The 16,864-nt window shown below is 49.2% G+C and carries 15 protein-coding genes; 11 read left to right on the top strand and 4 right to left on the bottom strand.

What is annotated here, in order from left to right; translation table 11 throughout:
• Positions 1-71 precede the first annotated feature (71 nt).
• From ppk2 to ACXAGQ_RS10015, 8 genes are all read left to right on the top strand, one after another.
• A complete protein-coding gene (gene ppk2 / locus ACXAGQ_RS10050; RefSeq protein ID WP_475253682.1) occupies positions 72-875 on the top strand; it encodes a polyphosphate kinase 2 in 804 nt (267 codons plus the stop codon).
• Between the two features lie 52 nt (positions 876-927).
• Positions 928-1,857, top strand: coding sequence for a LysR family transcriptional regulator (locus ACXAGQ_RS10045; protein WP_475253680.1), 930 nt, complete (start codon positions 928-930; stop codon positions 1,855-1,857).
• A gap of 313 nt (positions 1,858-2,170) precedes the next feature.
• Positions 2,171-3,007, top strand: a complete 837-nt coding sequence (locus ACXAGQ_RS10040; protein WP_475253678.1) for a hypothetical protein — start codon at positions 2,171-2,173, stop codon at positions 3,005-3,007.
• Between the two features lie 64 nt (positions 3,008-3,071).
• A complete protein-coding gene (locus ACXAGQ_RS10035; protein WP_475253676.1) occupies positions 3,072-3,743 on the top strand; it encodes a hypothetical protein in 672 nt (223 codons plus the stop codon).
• A gap of 149 nt (positions 3,744-3,892) precedes the next feature.
• A complete protein-coding gene (locus tag ACXAGQ_RS10030) occupies positions 3,893-4,822 on the top strand; it encodes a LysR family transcriptional regulator (RefSeq protein WP_475253674.1) in 930 nt (309 codons plus the stop codon).
• Between the two features lie 122 nt (positions 4,823-4,944).
• Positions 4,945-5,505: an outer membrane beta-barrel protein gene (locus tag ACXAGQ_RS10025; RefSeq protein WP_475253672.1), complete on the top strand. Its 561-nt coding sequence runs from the start codon at positions 4,945-4,947 to the stop codon at positions 5,503-5,505.
• A 173-nt stretch (positions 5,506-5,678) separates the two neighbouring features.
• A complete protein-coding gene (locus tag ACXAGQ_RS10020; RefSeq protein WP_475253670.1) occupies positions 5,679-6,206 on the top strand; it encodes a porin family protein in 528 nt (175 codons plus the stop codon).
• An 89-nt stretch (positions 6,207-6,295) separates the two neighbouring features.
• Positions 6,296-6,856 (top strand): outer membrane beta-barrel protein, encoded by a 561-nt coding sequence (locus ACXAGQ_RS10015; protein WP_475253668.1) that lies wholly within the window; start codon positions 6,296-6,298, stop codon positions 6,854-6,856.
• Positions 6,857-6,911: 55 nt separating this feature from the next.
• On the opposite strand, the gene phoU is transcribed toward ACXAGQ_RS10015, so the two are convergent.
• The 4 genes from phoU to ACXAGQ_RS09995 form a co-directional block, all read right to left on the bottom strand.
• Positions 6,912-7,622, bottom strand: a complete 711-nt coding sequence (gene phoU / locus ACXAGQ_RS10010) for a phosphate signaling complex protein PhoU (protein WP_039469132.1) — start codon at positions 7,620-7,622, stop codon at positions 6,912-6,914.
• A gap of 10 nt (positions 7,623-7,632) precedes the next feature.
• Positions 7,633-8,451 (bottom strand): phosphate ABC transporter ATP-binding protein PstB, encoded by an 819-nt coding sequence (gene pstB, locus ACXAGQ_RS10005; protein WP_475253666.1) that lies wholly within the window; start codon positions 8,449-8,451, stop codon positions 7,633-7,635.
• Positions 8,452-8,469: 18 nt separating this feature from the next.
• Positions 8,470-10,083, bottom strand: a complete 1,614-nt coding sequence (pstA, locus tag ACXAGQ_RS10000) for a phosphate ABC transporter permease PstA (RefSeq protein WP_475253664.1) — start codon at positions 10,081-10,083, stop codon at positions 8,470-8,472.
• 98 nt (positions 10,084-10,181) lie between these two features.
• Positions 10,182-12,401 (bottom strand): ABC transporter permease subunit, encoded by a 2,220-nt coding sequence (locus ACXAGQ_RS09995; RefSeq protein WP_475253662.1) that lies wholly within the window; start codon positions 12,399-12,401, stop codon positions 10,182-10,184.
• Between the two features lie 310 nt (positions 12,402-12,711).
• On the opposite strand from ACXAGQ_RS09995, the gene ACXAGQ_RS09990 reads away from it, so the two are divergent.
• From ACXAGQ_RS09990 to ppx, 3 genes are read left to right on the top strand one after another with little or no spacing between them, the layout of a single operon-like run.
• Positions 12,712-13,215, top strand: a complete 504-nt coding sequence (locus ACXAGQ_RS09990) for a glycine cleavage system transcriptional repressor (protein WP_475242511.1) — start codon at positions 12,712-12,714, stop codon at positions 13,213-13,215.
• A gap of 34 nt (positions 13,216-13,249) precedes the next feature.
• On the top strand, positions 13,250-15,340 hold the full coding sequence (gene ppk1 / locus ACXAGQ_RS09985; RefSeq protein ID WP_475253660.1) for a polyphosphate kinase 1: 2,091 nt from the start codon (positions 13,250-13,252) through the stop codon (positions 15,338-15,340).
• Positions 15,337-16,845, top strand: coding sequence for an exopolyphosphatase (ppx, locus tag ACXAGQ_RS09980; protein ID WP_475253658.1), 1,509 nt, complete (start codon positions 15,337-15,339; stop codon positions 16,843-16,845). Before ppk1 ends, ppx begins: the two co-directional genes overlap by 4 nt.
• The last annotated feature ends 19 nt before the right edge of the window (positions 16,846-16,864 follow it).

The following is a 16,864-nucleotide window of genomic DNA, read 5'->3' as shown; positions in this document are numbered from 1 at the left end:
CTCCTATTCGTCAAAGCCCCTATTCCGAGTTACTATTTTGTTATCACCCTGAAACGAAATAGAGACGCTTTATGCCTTTTGTTCCCCCAAAGAAGAAACTCAAAAAAAGCGATTACGAAACCGAGCTGGAACGCCTGCAAATAGAGCTGGTGAAGCTGCAGGAGTGGATAAAGCAAGAGGGACTAAAGGTCGTGGTGGTGTTCGAAGGCCGCGATGCTGCCGGTAAAGGCGGCGTCATTAAACGCATCACCGAAAAGCTCAATCCACGTGTTTGCCGCATCGTCGCCCTGGCGACTCCTACAGATCGTGAACGGTCACAATGGTACTTCCAGCGCTATGTCTCCCACCTGCCAGCAGCCGGTGAAATGGTGCTATTCGATCGCAGCTGGTACAACCGGGCCGGGGTCGAGCATGTGATGGGTTTCTGCAATGATGATGAATATGAGGAGTTCCTTCGTTCCTGTCCCGAATTCGAGCGGATGCTCAAGCGTTCCGGTATCATCTTGCTCAAGTATTGGTTTTCGGTGTCTGACGAAGAGCAGGAAAAACGCTTTATGGAACGGATCAACACGCCAATAAAGCGCTGGAAATTCAGCCCGATGGATCTGGAGTCCCGTAGCCGCTGGGCAGCCTATTCCGCCGCAAAAGACCGGATGTTTGCCTACACCGATACCAAACAATGCCCATGGTGGGTGGTTGATGCCGATACCAAGAAAAAAGCACGGATTAACTGTATCTCCCACCTGCTCAGCCAGATCCCTTATCAAGATATCGCTTACCCCGAAATCAAACTCCCGGACATCAACAAAGAGGGGTACATCCGCGCACCAGAAGAAAACCAGACCTTTGTACCAGACTTGTTTGGCGGCGATTAAGCTTGGTTAAATAAAATGACGTTTTATTTAACCACTCTACAAAGGGCTATACATGGCTAAAGATCTCTATGCGAGTCTCGACCTTAATCTACTCCGCACTTTTGTGATCCTCTCGCAAGAGCTCAATATGAGGAAAGCTTCAGAGCGGCTGTTTGTCAGCCAACCCGCAGTCAGCCAAGCACTGCAGAAATTGCGTAACCATTTCAACGATGATCTGTTTGTCAAAACCCGCCATGGCCTAAAACCCACAGCTTTCGGTGTTGAGCTGGCCGAAAATATCAGCCCTTTACTCGATGAGTTATCGCACACCCTAAATGCAGGCAATGCATTTACACCATCAAAGCTCGAAGGCACCATCAAGCTGGCCCTAACCCCTAATATATTAACTTACCTATCTACACCGCTATATTTGAAAATTCGCCAAGTCGCGCCCAATGTGAACCTTCATCTACATAACTGGTCACCAACATCATTAGACGATATTAATAACGGCGAGATAAGTCTCGGGGTTAATTTTGAAATTCACCATGCGCCAAAAGAGCTAATTCAAAAGAAAATCTGTGACGATAAATTCACACTTTATGTACGCAAAGAACACCCCATAAGTGAAGAAACACTCACTCCCAAAGATCTTGATGGATTAGAAGTCGCCAGCATTATTATTTCTGATTGGAACTCCAACATACCTGTCGCCCAAAAAGTCATGAAGGCCCATGGATTTGATATAAGAACAAGCTTTCGCTCTGAGTTACCAATGGCAGTTTTAGATATTATAAAACACACCGACATGCTTTACCCCTCCTCTTCTTTTCTCCCCAAAGAAGAAAGAGAAGATTTACGGGGCATAAAGCTTAAAATAAACAATGAAGATTTAAAAATCCCATTAATGGCCTATTACCACCAACGTAACCGCAGCAATCCTCAAATATTGTGGTTGCTAAACTTAATTGAAGAGCAATTAAAAGATCATATAGAAAGCTAAATAGCCAACATCATTACGGTATTTTTCCATAAAACTAAACACTAAGCCCAAGCTCATCCTCACTCATAAGCTACACTTAACAGCCAATTAAGTACCCGTAATTAATAACCTTCGCTTAATATTGAAATAACACCCACTGATTAGAGCAAGCCTAACTGTTCATTTAATATTCATCTCGTCAACAAGGCAGCAAGATTACCCATCGCCTTCCTGACACCTCTACTTATTAAAATAACGGCCCATCAGCTTGCTGGTTTTACTGACCTTTCAGCTTATAGGCAACGATAAACACGTTTTAAATTAAGAGTATCCAATGAAAATTAAACTGATTGCTTCATTAGTGGCTGCAACGATTTTAACTGGCTGTTCATCATCTTCTGGTTCAAAAAACGATACGGTTGATCCTGAGTTTGATGATCCTCGTGCAGGCATTGAAAACCCGATAGAGAAAGATGACTCACCAGAATGGGGATTACCCACCGATGATGCTCCTGAGATGGGAAAAAATCATATTGCTATATCGAATGATGGTGATGTTCTTCTTAATGGGGAGAAGGTTGGAAAGGTAGATCCAACAAATGGTTTAGTCTGGAAGGATGGTGTCCTGGTGGGAGATGTTACTTTTGATAAAGACACAGGATCTTTTACTTTCAAAGAATACCAAAGCCAAAATCAATATACTTTCACAATTAATAAAAATGGCGTAGTGACTATCGATTGGGAGAACTCCACTATCGACAATGGCTGGGACGTTCAAAAGCCAGCACCTGAATTACCACCAACTGATGATGCTCCTGAAATGGGCATAAACCATATAAGCCTTAGCGATGATGGAACTATCAATCTGAATGGCGAAGATGCCGGTACCGTTGATTTCTCTAATGGTATGGTTTGGAACAATGATGGTGAGTTAACAGGTTCCGTCGATAAAAATACCGATGGGTCATTTGCGTATACCCATCATAGCACAGGTCATACATTTAATTTCACCGTTAACAAAGATGGAATTGTTGCCGTTGACCGAGACAGAAATGGCCCTGCACCTCAACTCTTCCAACACCAAAAATTATCTGCTGATCAAAAATCTCAGCTACGCGCTAAGTCACGAGAGCTGCGTGAAGCGATCAAAGCCAAGGTAGAGCGCTCATAAATTCGCTTTCACTGGACTTAAGCCGCCCCTTTATGGCGGCTTTCTTTTCTTATGGTATGCGCCTATGACACGCTTAACTTATACCTTGTGCATTTTGCTATCAATTTCAGTCAGCTATATGACAAAAGCGAGTGAACCGCAGCTTGGCTTCCAGGTTTCAAAAACCGGGGATGACTGGATAGGAACAATAACAGGCAGCTTGCAAGCGACTGAAGAAATCAATATCAGTGCTGAACTCGATTCAACCGGTTACCTCGAGATTGGTACTGGCTATGGAGCCATGCTGGGACAGTTTTATACCGAGGCTTACGCTAGCTACGGACGTGCTGACAGCATTGATATCTATGATGTTGGCTTGTTTTCTGGTACCGCCCTAACGGAAACTGTGATGCTCTACGCCAGTACCTCACACGAGTGGAGAAAAACCAAAGCACTACTTGATATCGACTGGTTTGATCAACGTGAGTGGAAAAGTACTGTAGGCGTAAGCTATAGCCCTCAGCCATGGTTAAGCACCAGCTACAGCTTTAACCATGACAGGTTACTCTCTGGTGATCGTTTCTCGCAAGATATTATCAATGACAATATCAACAGCCACGATATTACCCTCACCTTCAAACCTAAATGGATTGAGCCCTATATCAAATATACCTACGGGGAGCACCGTGCCCGCCCTGGAGAGCCCGTGACATCAGACAGCACGATAGAAGCTGGCTTCAATTTTCGATTTAAATAACGCCTTTATGCACCTTGTCCGTTTGGTACTCGCGCCCCTGTTCATTGTTTTTTCAGGGGTCTTTTTGCGCGACTTACTGCAAAGCCAATACTTACGGCCCAAAAGCTGTGGTATCTTGATACATGAGTAAACAAGTAAGGAATGCTGTAATGGCCAAAGATTTATCGGCGAATCTCGATTTGAACCTGCTCAAAACCCTGCTGGTGATTTACCAAGAAAAGAACCTGCGCAAGGCTTCAGAGCGGTTGTTCGTCACCCAGCCAGCGGTCAGCCATGCACTGCAAAAGCTTCGCTTGCATTTTGGTGATGACTTGTTTACCAAAACCCGTACCGGGTTAACCCCCACCCCGTATGCCGACCAGTTATGTTCAGAACTATCTCCCGCGCTCGAAGGCCTGTTCAAAGCGGTGAATACCACCCAAGAATTCGATCCTCAGCAATTAACAGGCAAACTGAAGATAGCCTTGTCTCCGATATTTCTTTGTGCTTTCGGCAGCCAACTCTATTTGTCGATACAGAAAGAGGCACCCAACTGCCAAATCGAAATCATCATCTGGAATGTGAATACCTTTGCAGAACTGCTAAACGGAAATATCCAGATAGCCCTCAATTACGATATCACCAGCACCAGTAAAGAACTCTACCGTAGAACTCTGCCTAAAGTGAAGCCCGTAGTCATTGTACGCAAGGATCACCCCTATAAAAAAGCAACAATTGGCGTCATGGATGCCAAAGATGCCACTTGGGCTTGTATGATAATACCGGGTCGCAATGAACAAGCCACCGATGTTGAACATTATTTTTCCTACTACGACTTAGTCCCCAAAATAGGCTTTCGTTCCACTTCCCCAGAGACCATTTTGCAGGTCGTTCGTCAAACGGACATGCTCTTTCCTACGAACAATCTTATAGTGGCTGATGATCACCCCGAGCTGAGAAAAATTGATACTGCAATCGAAGGTCCGATGCTTGACTCCACTACGATGTGTTTCTACCACCAATCCAAGCACAAAGATCCCTTGACCCAGTGGCTGTACAACCACATCACTCAGCAGTACCAAGCAATCAACGTTAATTAGCGCCACTAATAGCACTATTAAGCTCAAGTAATTGGATAGAAAACAAAGCAAAATTTAGTATTTACCTCGCTGGCAGGGAAAGCCCGGCATCACAAAGTCAGATTCTTTGCAGCAGGTAAATAATGAAAAAAACACTACTCTCTCTATCGATCGTTGCCCTATTTTCATCGTCAGCATTTGCTAACAAGCAAGGCGCTTACATCGGTGCAGACATTGGTGCCAACTATGTCGGCTCCTACTATCTAGACAGCAACATTGGATTGGTCGCCGGCTACGACTTCCAGGTGTCACCTAAGGTTGTCATTGGCGTCGAGGGCGAATACCGCAACATGGGCAGCGACAGCGCTTTTGATGGCACATCCGGTATCAACATTGGTGCCGATGTCAGTGCCTCTTCCTACGGTATTAACATCAAACCAAAATATTATTTCACCGACAGCATTTATGGTGCAGTCATGGTCGGGATGCACCGCATCACTTATGAGGAAAAGCTCACCATCGACAATGACGTGCTGGGTGGCAAAGACACCGCCAATGGGGTTGCCTTTGGCATCGAAGGTGGCTATGAGCTTAACCGCAATGTCAGCTTCCGTGGTGGTATCAAGGCAGCGACAGCAGACCTACTTGGCTACGACACCGAGTTTGGCACCATCTACGCCGGCGTGAACTACAAGTTCAACTAAGCCAAGTACACACAAACCAATAAAAACACCGTACAATAATCTCTATTTATCACTCATATCAATCTAACTAATTAGATTGTGTACGGTGTTCAATTTAATATTTCTCGCATCGGAAGAGATAACGTTCAACCTGTGCGAACCAACATTTATTAGAGAATTTAGAGATCACCATTATGAAAAAGACCATTTTTGCTCTGACTATCGCTTCACTACTTTCAGCGCCTGCTTTGGCATCAAAAGAAGGCTTCTACGTGGGTGCTGACATTGGCTCTAACAAAATTGATGGAGAGTCTGTAGATGCCGGGCTAGGTCTTGTCGGTGGCTACAACTTCCAAGTTTCACCACAGGTTGTCATTGGTGTTGAGGGTGAATACCGCAACATGGGTGAAGAAAAATTCAGTGACGAAGGTTACTCAATCAAATATAAGGCGAGTTCATTCGGTGTCAATGTTAAGCCTAAGTACTACATCAACAACAACTTTTATGCTGGTGCGCAACTGGGGGTTCACAGTGTATCGGAAGAAGTCAAAGATAATTTTGACTTCGTTAATTTCGATGAAACCAACACCGGTATCTCTTACGGCCTAGAAGCCGGCTATGACTTCAACAACAATATCACTATTAAAGCTGGCTACCGAGGCACATCAACATCTGAACTAGATTATGATACCTTCTACCTTGGTGCCAACTACAACTTCTAATCACCCTCCCATACCATAAATGAAATGCACCTGACGGTAACTCGCCGTCAGGTTATACTTCCTACTTTTCAAAGCATAAACTACACACAATGAAATCACGTATTGCATTGCTATTAGCTACCTTGCTCTCGACCAGTGCTGTTGCCAGCTCAGTAGAAGGCCCATATGCTGCAATAAATTTAGGGTTTACTGACTACAGCAAGCCAACACTTGCCGCCCAGTATGGCCTCTCCGCAGGGTATAACTTTGCTATGACCCCACGCACTTCATTGGCTGTAGAGCTTAGTGCCAGCGAGTTGGGGGATGGGACTTACTTTAGAGGGTTCACTGGGGTTAATTACAAAACTTACAGCTACAATGCGGTATTAAAACCTAAATACCATTTCCTGGCCCTTGGCTACCAACCAGCCTATGTCGCCGCTGTGCTCGGTGTAAGCCGAATTGAAGAGAGCCGTAAGTATTATGTTCGCGGAGAGGGTTACCGAAAAGATCGTGATCAGGATACGACTGGAGTTTATGGCTTTGAAATAGGCAGAGAAATCACCCACAACCTAGATGTTATGGGCTACTTCAACTACCAAAAAGCCGACATGTTTGGTGAAGATAATCATTATCGTAGCTACGGGGTGAGCATTAAGTTTCGATTTTAATCTGCAGCGATTTGGGGCTGTCAAGTTAACACCTGACAGCCCCAAACAACCCAATCTACTTCAAGATATTTTCCAGCTCTTCCTGGCTAGTATGACGGATATCCTTACCCTTCACGAAATAGATAATATATTCGCAGATATTCTGGCAGCGATCCCCTACCCGCTCAATCGAGCGTGCTGACCACATCACCTGCAGCACATTTGGGATCGAGCGCGGGTCTTCCATCATATAAGTCATCAACTGACGGATAATCGCTTCGTACTCGCGGTCAATCCGGTCGTCCTCCTGGTACACCTCAATCGCCGCTTTGACATCCATACGGGCAAAGGCATCCAACACCTCGTGCAGCATACGTACCGCACTTTGACCGAGGGCTTCCAGTGACACCAACAAGTTATATTGCTTGTTGGTGAAGTTTTCCAACGCCACCTTGGCAATACTTTCTGCCACATCACCAATACGCTCAAGATCGGTAATGGTTTTGATAATCGCAATAACCAAACGCAAGTCACTGGCGGTCGGCTGGCGCTTGGCAATAATACGGGTACAGGCTTCGTCAATGGCCACTTCCATTGCATTGACCTTGTGGTCATCCTTGATGACGCGGCGGGCCAATTCGATATCCTGCTTGTGCATCGCCTTGAGGGCATCGGCCAACTGCTGCTCAACCAAGCCGCCCATCGCCAATACATGGGTGCGGATACTTTCCAGCTCGGCATTAAACTGGCCGGAGATATGACGGCCAAGGCTCAAATTATCTAACATTACTTACTCCTTAACCGTATCGACCCGTTATGTAATCTTCGGTGCGTTTCTCTTTCGGGGTAGTGAAAATATCGTTGGTGCTGGTGTACTCCACCAACTCTCCCATGTGCATAAAGGCAGTGTTATCAGATACGCGCGCTGCCTGCTGCATATTGTGGGTAACAATAATCACCGTATATTTGGTTTTCAGATCGTTGATCAGCTCTTCGATAGTCAGGGTCGAGATCGGATCCAGTGCCGAGGTCGGCTCATCGAGCAACAACACTTCCGGCTCAATCGCGATAGCCCGGGCTATCACCAAGCGTTGCTGCTGACCACCGGACAGGCCGAATGCATTCTCGTGCAGGCGGTCTTTGACTTCATCCCACAAGGCCGCACCACGCAGCGAGCTTTCCACCGCATCATCGAGCACCCTGCGGTCTTTGATCCCCTGCAGCCTCAAGCCATAGACAACGTTCTCATAAATAGACTTAGGGAAAGGGTTTGGGCGCTGGAACACCATACCGACGCGACGGCGAAGAGAGGCTACATCCACTCTATTATCGTAGATATTCTGGCCATGCAATATCACCTTGCCATCGACCTTGCAGCCTTCCACCAACTCATTCATCCGGTTGATGCAGCGTAACAGGGTGGACTTGCCACAGCCCGACGGACCGATGAAGGCCGTCACCTGGCCTTTGGCAATACGCATATTGATATCGTATAGCGCCTGATGGGAGCCATAGTGCAGATCCAGCCCCTCAATTGACAGCGCCGTCTTCTCTTCCGGCAGCGCTGACAGATCAACAGGCTCAAACAGGCCAATTGGGGAATTAATTGAAAACATACTTTTTCCTGAATCTCACTATTGCTCCAAAGAGCGGAATTTTTCACGCAAGTGGTTACGGATACCTATGGCCGTCAGGTTCAAACCGACAATCACGGTTACCAGCAAAAATGACGTGGCGTAGACAAGCGGCCTGGCGGCTTCCACATTCGGGCTTTGAAAACCAACATCATATATATGATAACCGAGATGCATAAATTTTCGATCCAAATGCAGGTAAGGAAACTGCCCGTCTATCGGCAGAGACGGTGCCATTTTCACCACACCCACCAGCATTAGCGGGGCAACCTCGCCAGCTGCACGGGCTACTGCCAAGATTAGCCCGGTCATGATCGCCGGGCTTGCCATCGGCAATACCGTCCGCCACAGGGTTTCGGCCTGTGTGGCACCCAATGCCAACGAGCCATGGCGGATTGAATTGGGGATCCTGGCCAAGCCCTCTTCAGTCGAGACAATCACTACCGGCAGGGTCAAAATCGCCAAGGTCAGCGCCGACCACAAAATACCCGGTGTACCAAACGTCGGTGCCGGCAGCTGATCGGCAAAGAACAAATCATCAATCTGGGCGCCGACAATATAGACGAAGAAGCCCAGGCCGAAGACGCCATATACGATCGACGGCACACCTGCTAAGTTTATTACAGCAACCCTGATTAATTTGGTGAACGTATTCTTGCCGGCATATTCGTGAAGGTAAACCGCTGCCAACACCCCCAACGGGGTCACTATTACACTCATCAGCAGCACCATGAACACAGTACCGAAGATTGCTGGGAATACCCCGCCTTCGGTATTAGCTTCACGGGGATCATCACTAACAAAATGGCCGAGCTGATTTGCCCAGTGGCCCAGCTTTCCTGCCGTGGTTAAATCGTTGGGATACCAGATATCCAATATCTGCTCGATTGGCAGTACTATCTCTTGCCCAGTCATCTCACGGACAACCACGCTATCCCGGTTAAGCTGCTGATGGAGGGTCAACAGCTGTTGCTCGATTTGGGCAAAACGCTGTTCCAGCAATTGCCGCTCGCCAATGAACGTTCCTTCATCACCTTGCTGGCGAGATTTAGCGTTCAGTTGCTCAAACTGCAGATTGAGCTTCGCTAGATCCGACTGTTCTATTTGGCTAATTAAATCACGAACAATCTCAGCCTGCTCCAAACTCGCCTCAAGCTCTTGCAGCGGGATCTCAACACCATCATCCATTAAACCGACAGGGAATCCATAGAACCTGCCATTCTTCAACCGCTCGATGACCGCCACACCTTTTGCTGGCTCTTGGCTGATGATATGCGGCTCAAGGACCGTGACGAAATCACTGCCAAGCACATCGCGGTTACCGGTTTTGATCACGTAGCGGAAAGTCTTGTCGCCTTCAAAACCAGAGGTATCAATGCCGGCCTCGGCCAACTGTTTTACAGGCACGGCTTTGCGCTCGTATAACTCACCGATGATAGTGCTTTGATAACCGTTTTGCTCAACCTCAAACTGGTACACAGGAGCCGGCCAGAAGTAACCCAGCCCCTTCCAGCCTATCAGTAACAACAAGCCTAGTACCACGATCAGGCTCAGGCTAACCGCACCCGCGGTTAGCCACACCCAAGGTGCGCCAGATTTCAGCCACCTATTCATTTACAGCACTACTCATTAAAACCGTTGCTCATTAAAACCGTTACTCATTAATTTCGCTTTTCATTACGTTGATTACTTCCAAAGCCGCTCAATAGCCATTAGAGCGAGCTGTACTTTTCCCGCAATCGCTGGCGGACGAGCTCAGCGACGGTATTGAACAAAAAGGTAAAGACAAACAGGACAAAAGCGGCCAGGAACATTACCCGGTAATGGGAGCTCCCCACTTCGCTTTCCGGCATTTCAATGGCAATGGTGGCTGCCAATGTCCGCATCCCCTCAAGGATATTCCAGTCCATGATCGGCGTGTTGCCCGTTGCCATCAGTACTATCATGGTTTCACCCACGGCGCGGCCGAGACCCATCATGATGGCCGAGAAAATACCCGGGCTGGCAGTCAGCAGCACGACCCGCGTCAATGTCTGCCAATGGGTTGCCCCCAGAGCCAGTGAACCGCTCGTCAAGTGGCCTGGCACCGAGAAAATCGCATCTTCCGCGATGGAGAAAATGGTCGGAACAACGGCGATCCCCATCGCGATCCCCACCACCAAGGCATTGCGCTGATCGTAACCGATTCCCCACTCATCACTCAGGTATGTCCTGACATCGCCGGCAAACCAGGTTTGCTCCAGCCAAGGACTCCAGCTAAAGCAGGCATAGGCAATCAGGACAATGGCAGGTATCAGCAAAAGCACATGGAAACCGCTTGGGATCCGGCTGCGCCAGTTGCCCGGTAGCATAGACCAGCCAATACCGGCCACTAACATCCCCAGCGGGAACATCACCACCAGAGCCACCATACCAACCAGGTGTGATTCAACAATCGGTGCCAGCCAAATACCGGCAAGAAAGCCGAGGATAACGGTAGGCAGCGCTTCCATCAGTTCAATCGTCGGTTTCACGATGCCGCGCATTCGTGAAGACATGAAGTAAGCGGTATAGATAGCCCCTGCCAATGCCACCGGCACCGCGAACATCAAGCCATACAGGGCAGCCTTCAAGGTACCGAAGACCAATGGCACTAAGCTCAGCTTAGGCTCAAACTCATCACTGGCAGAGGTTGACTGCCAGACGAAGTCCGGCTCTGGGTAGCCCTCGTACCAAATTTTTTGCCACAGCGAGGCAAAGCCAATCTCCGGGTGAGGGTTTTTCACATTATAAACTTGCCAGTCATTGCCATTTTGCGTAACGAGGCGATCAGCATGCGGTGAGATCACTATCTGCTGCGGCAAGCCATTGTCAAAAACTGGCTCGCGGTAAATGGCCCCTTTGACCGTCGTGTAGAAAGCCGATAGCTGCCCATCCTGCTGGAGGGCAAAAAAGCCTTTGCGGGTATGCTCTGGGATCAAGTCGATGACCGGGCTTTCACCTATTGCAAAGTCACGGGTTCGTACCATGGTCCGTTTGCCATCCTTGCGGATCTCAAACCATTGGGAAAGCGATTGGTCACTGTGGCTGATAAGCAAAGAGTTTGCGCCTGATAATAGCGACAGCTGTTGGGCATGGCTGCCCGACTCTTCAATCTCGACGACTTCCCGTACCCAGCCGGAACGGCTGCCAAATGCCAAGACATAGAGTTTATCCGATGCGAGCACATAGGCGGTACGCGCATCTGGGGTCACAACAATATCATCGACCGCCTCAGGCAAACCGCTAATAGCAAAAGAAGACGATTGCCAGTCATGACTATTTCCCCCCAGCACATTGCTGTTCTCGGAAAACAGCATCGCCCTGGCCCTGCCATCAGCAGTCAACCCCATGATGATTGCCTGCTTGCCACGGACAGAAGCTGCCAAGTTCACAATTGGCTGGCCTTTGGGATCGAGCTGAAGTCGCTCATTGCCCAATGGGAAATCCAACGAGAGAGTGTTCTCTCCCCGAAACGTAGAGAGTGAAGGCTTGGCAATCACAACCTCACCTTGCTTGCCACCCAAGGCGTATAGCCTGTCTGCAGGCAGAGTACGGCCCACACTTGCGACATCGTCAAGCAGCTCCGCAGTACCGAGAGTCTCCCCTGCAGTAGCACGGGCTAGGCTAACAGCACTCAGCGAACCATCCTCAGCCAACCGGAATAGGTAATTGTTATTGTCACTGACACGGATATCCGCCGATTGATTGCTGAACGAGGTAGAAAATTGTTGCTGGGGAGTCACCTTTACCGATGAGAAGATCGGCAGGATCACATACAAGAGGTAGAAAAAGATCAAAATAAGGGTAACAAGGACAAAGATCCCACCGGACGTCACGCCCACACGAACCAGTTTATCTTTTACCTTACGGCCAGGACTCTCTCCCATCAAAATCGCACCGGCCTTTGCCATCATTACCTCAATAAATTTACACGTTTACTAATAGTATTTCCCTAATATGACAATTATATGACAAGAGAGCTTCCCAGTCATGTCGGACACACATGGCTGGATCCTGAAGAAGATCGTGATGGTGGATTTATTTCGCCTTAGTCATAAATGACATAAAAGTGAAATGAAATTTAATTATTATTCTGTTATGTGATTTCGTAAAAAATTCAATACCTTGATCGGTCTATAAGCCTAGACAGGCCGTGTTGATGCTCACATAATAACCTATACAGAACGGGCAATGACGCCTCTCGGTAATAAGGACATCGTTATGAAGCATCTGATCATCACTGTCATCGGCCAAGATCGCCCTGGCCTAGTAGAAACCCTGTCCGACACGGTTTACCAGAACCATGGCAACTGGCTCTCCAGTAGCCTCAGCAAGTTAGCCGGCCAGTTTACCGGTATCCTGCAAGTGGAAGTCGCCGACCAATATGTCGCGGTACTGAGCAAGGCGCTCACACAGCTTGATAACCTTCAAGTCCAGATCGTCGAAGAAGAAAGTAAGACCCTGCCAACTTCTGTTGTTCACCACCTGCTAGTCACAGGAAATGACCGCTCAGGTATTGTCAAAGACGTCACCACCAAGCTCAATCAGCTTGGGATAAATATTCACAAACTCAAAACGCATTCCGACAGTGCACCTAACTGGGGCTACCCGATTTTCTCAGCCCGTTTCCAGTTGGAGCTGCCAGGTGATTTGAGTATTGAGTATGTCCAAGAAGAGCTGGAGAAGATTGCCGACGATCTCACCATCGACATCGACGATAACTGATCCCTCTCATGCACCAATAGTAAGTAGGATGACAATGAGCGCAGAACCTCTTTACACCGACAAAGAACTGAGTTGGCTATCTTTTAACGAGCGCGTATTGCAGGAGGCGGCTGACAAATCAGTTCCGCTGATTGAACGGGTCCGCTTCCTCGGTATTTACTCGAGCAATACCGATGAGTTCTATAAAGTCCGCTTTGCCGATGTCAAACGCCGGATCCTGATCAACGAAGAGCAAGGCGGCAATGACCGGGCCAAGGAGCTGCTGAGCAAGATCCAGAGCCGGGTGCTCAAGCTCAACCAGGACTTCGATACCCTATACAATGAAATCCTGCTGGAAATGGCCCGGCGCCATATCTTCCTGGTCAATGAGCAGCAGCTCGATGACCACCAGCAAGTCTGGCTGAGAAAGCACTTCCGCAACCGCATTCTGCCTCATGTCACGCCTATCTTACTGACCGATGATATCGACCTGCTGCAATTCCTCAAAGATGAGTACTCGTACCTTGCGGTGGAAATGCGCCAGGGCGACAACAAGCGCTATGCCCTGATCGAAATCCCGACCGACCAGCTACCACGCTTCATCCAGCTGCCGGAAGCCAAGGGCAAGCGCCGCAAAACCCTTATCTTCCTCGATAACATCATCCGCTTCTGCCTCGACGATATTTTCAGCGGCCTGTTCGAATACGACGAGCTGTCTGCCTATGCCATGAAGATGACCCGGGATGCCGAGTATGACTTGGGCCAGGAAGTTGAGCACAGCCTGCTCGAGCAGATGTCCGAAGGTTTGGACCAGCGCCTGACCGCCATGCCGGTCCGTTTCGTCTACCAGCGCGACATGCCCGGCGATATGGTCGATGTCCTGTGTGGCCTGCTCAAGGTATCTAACTACGACAGTATTATCCCAGGCGGCCGCTACCATAACTTCAAGGACTTTATCGGCTTCCCGAATGTCGGGCGTGATTACCTGGAAAACAAGTCGCTGCCACCACTGGAAAGTGCCCAGTTCGTCAACGGCCGCAATGCGTTCGATGCCATCAAGCAGCAGGATATCCTGCTGTACTATCCATACCATACCTTCGGCCACATGACCGAGCTGGTTCGCCAGGCCGCCTATGATCCGAAAGTGCGCAGCATCAAGATCAATATTTACCGTGTCGCCAAGAACTCGCAGATCATCGAATCGATGATCGATGCCGCCAACAACGGCAAACAGGTAACGGTAGTGGTTGAGCTGCAAGCCCGGTTCGACGAGGAAGCCAACATCGAGTGGGCCCGCCGCCTGACGGAAGCCGGGGTGCAGGTGCTGTTCGGGGTGCCCGGGCTGAAAATCCACTCCAAGCTTTGCCTCATTACCCGCAAGGAAGGTGATGAGCTGGTGCGTTATGCCCACCTCGGTACCGGTAACTTCCACGAGAAAACAGCGCGTATCTACACCGACTTCTCGCTGATGACCTGCCGCACCGAGATCACCGACGAGGTGAGGATGGTGTTCAACTACATTCAGAACCCATACCGCCCAGTGAAATTCAAGCACTTGGTTGTTTCGCCGCGCAACTCCCGTTCACGCCTGTACGACCTGATTGACCGGGAGATCGCCCATGCTAAGCAAAACTTACCATCCGGTATTACACTAAAGGTGAACAACCTAGTCGATAAGGGTCTGATTAATCTGCTTTACCAAGCGAGCAGTGCCGGTGTGAAGATCAAGCTGATTATCCGTGGCATGTGCACATTGATCCCTGGCATCAAAGGGATCAGCGATAACATCACGGCTATCAGTATCATCGACCGTTTCCTCGAGCACCCGCGTGTCGTGGTGTTTGAAAACAATGGTGAGCCTGATGTTTACATTTCATCCGCCGACTGGATGACCCGTAATATCGACAACCGTATCGAAGTCGGCTGCCCGATTTTTGATCCGGAGCTGAAAACAAAGATTATCGACATACTCAACATCCAGCTGTCTGATACCGTGAAGGCACGTGTTATTGACAAAGAAATGTCCAATAAGTACGTCCCTCGAGGCAACAGGCGTAAGATCCGCTCGCAGATTGCGATTTACGACTACCTCAAGCAGTCAGAGAAACAGCTGAAGAAAAAACTAAAGAGCGATCCCAATACATGACAGAACCTGTACGCCCAAGAGAAGTCGCTGCGATAGATATTGGCTCGAACAGTTTCCATATGGTAGTTGCCCGCATTGTCGGGCAAAGCCTGCAAATCATCAGTCGTCACAAACAACGTGTCCATCTGGCCTCAGGGCTAGATGAACACCAAAACCTCGATCAGGCCGCCATCCAGCGCGGCCTCAATTGCTTGGCGATGTTTGCTGAACGCCTGCAAGGATTTGAACCGGAAAATGTCCGCATTGCCGCAACCTACACATTGCGGCAGGCTAACAATGCCCATGTCTTCCTCAAACGCGCGGAAACCCTGATCCCCTACCCAATCGAAATCATTCCCGGCACCGAAGAGGCCCGCCTGATTTACCTCGGTGTCGCCCACACCCAGCCTGACAACGGCCAGAAACTGATTGTCGATATCGGGGGTGGTAGTACCGAGCTGGTGATTGGAGATGGCTTTACCCCGCAGCTGGCATACAGCAAACATATGGGGTGCGTCAGCTACAACAAGAACTACTTTGCCAAGGGTAAGATCAGCAGCAAAAACATGGCAACGGCCCAGCTGGCCGCGCAGCAAAAGCTCGAGAGCATTGCCAGTAAATACACCCGCAAGGGCTGGCAGACCGCGATTGGCTCATCCGGCACTATCAAGGCAATCCGCGAAGTCTTGATCGGGCAAGGCCATAGCGATGGGGTGATCACTGCAAAACGCTTGCAGCAGCTTTACGATACCATTCTCAAGGTCAAACACTCGGATGACCTCGACTTTGTTGGCCTGAGCGATGATCGCAAACCGGTGTTTGCTGCCGGTGTCGCCATCCTCAGCGCTGTATTCAAGTCTCTGGATATTAAAGAGATGATCTTCTCTGACGGTGCCCTGCGTGAAGGTTTGCTGTACGAGATGGAAGAGCGTTTCCGCCATAGCGATATCCGGGTCAGAACCGCCAGCTCGATGGCCAAGCAGTACAATGTCGACATTGGCCAGGCCAACCGGGTCAAGGCAACTGCCGAGCAGCTCTACAACCAAATCGAGCCGCAACCTGGCCTGACTAAAATCGAACTGGCGACCCTGCTTAGCTGGGGGGCATTGCTCCACGAAGTCGGCCTGAGCATCAGCTATCCTGGCTTCCACCGCCATTCGGCCTACCTGCTGCGCCACAGCACCATGCCGGGTTTCAACCTCGAGCAGCAGACTGTTTTGGCGACTCTGGTGCGCTTCCAGCGCAAGAGCCTGAAGCTCGAAGAGATGCCCGAGCTGAGTATCTACAAGCGCAAGCACCTCTACCCGTTGATCCGCACCTTGAGGCTAGCTGTTGCCCTCAACGGCCAGCGCAGTGATGATCCGCTGCCGTCGATTGCTGTCGATGCTGACAAGGAAAAATGGCAGCTGACGTTACCCGATGACTGGGAAGAGAGTAACCGCTTACTGGCAGCCGATTTACGCCAAGAGCAAGCATACTGGCGCAAAGCAGGCTGGGAGTTAGAGTTCACACCGGATAATGACTAACGTCTAGTATACGCGACGA

This window comes from Photobacterium sp. ABD4_091 (assembly GCF_056160145.1).
This window is presented reverse-complemented; position numbering and strand designations above follow the sequence as displayed.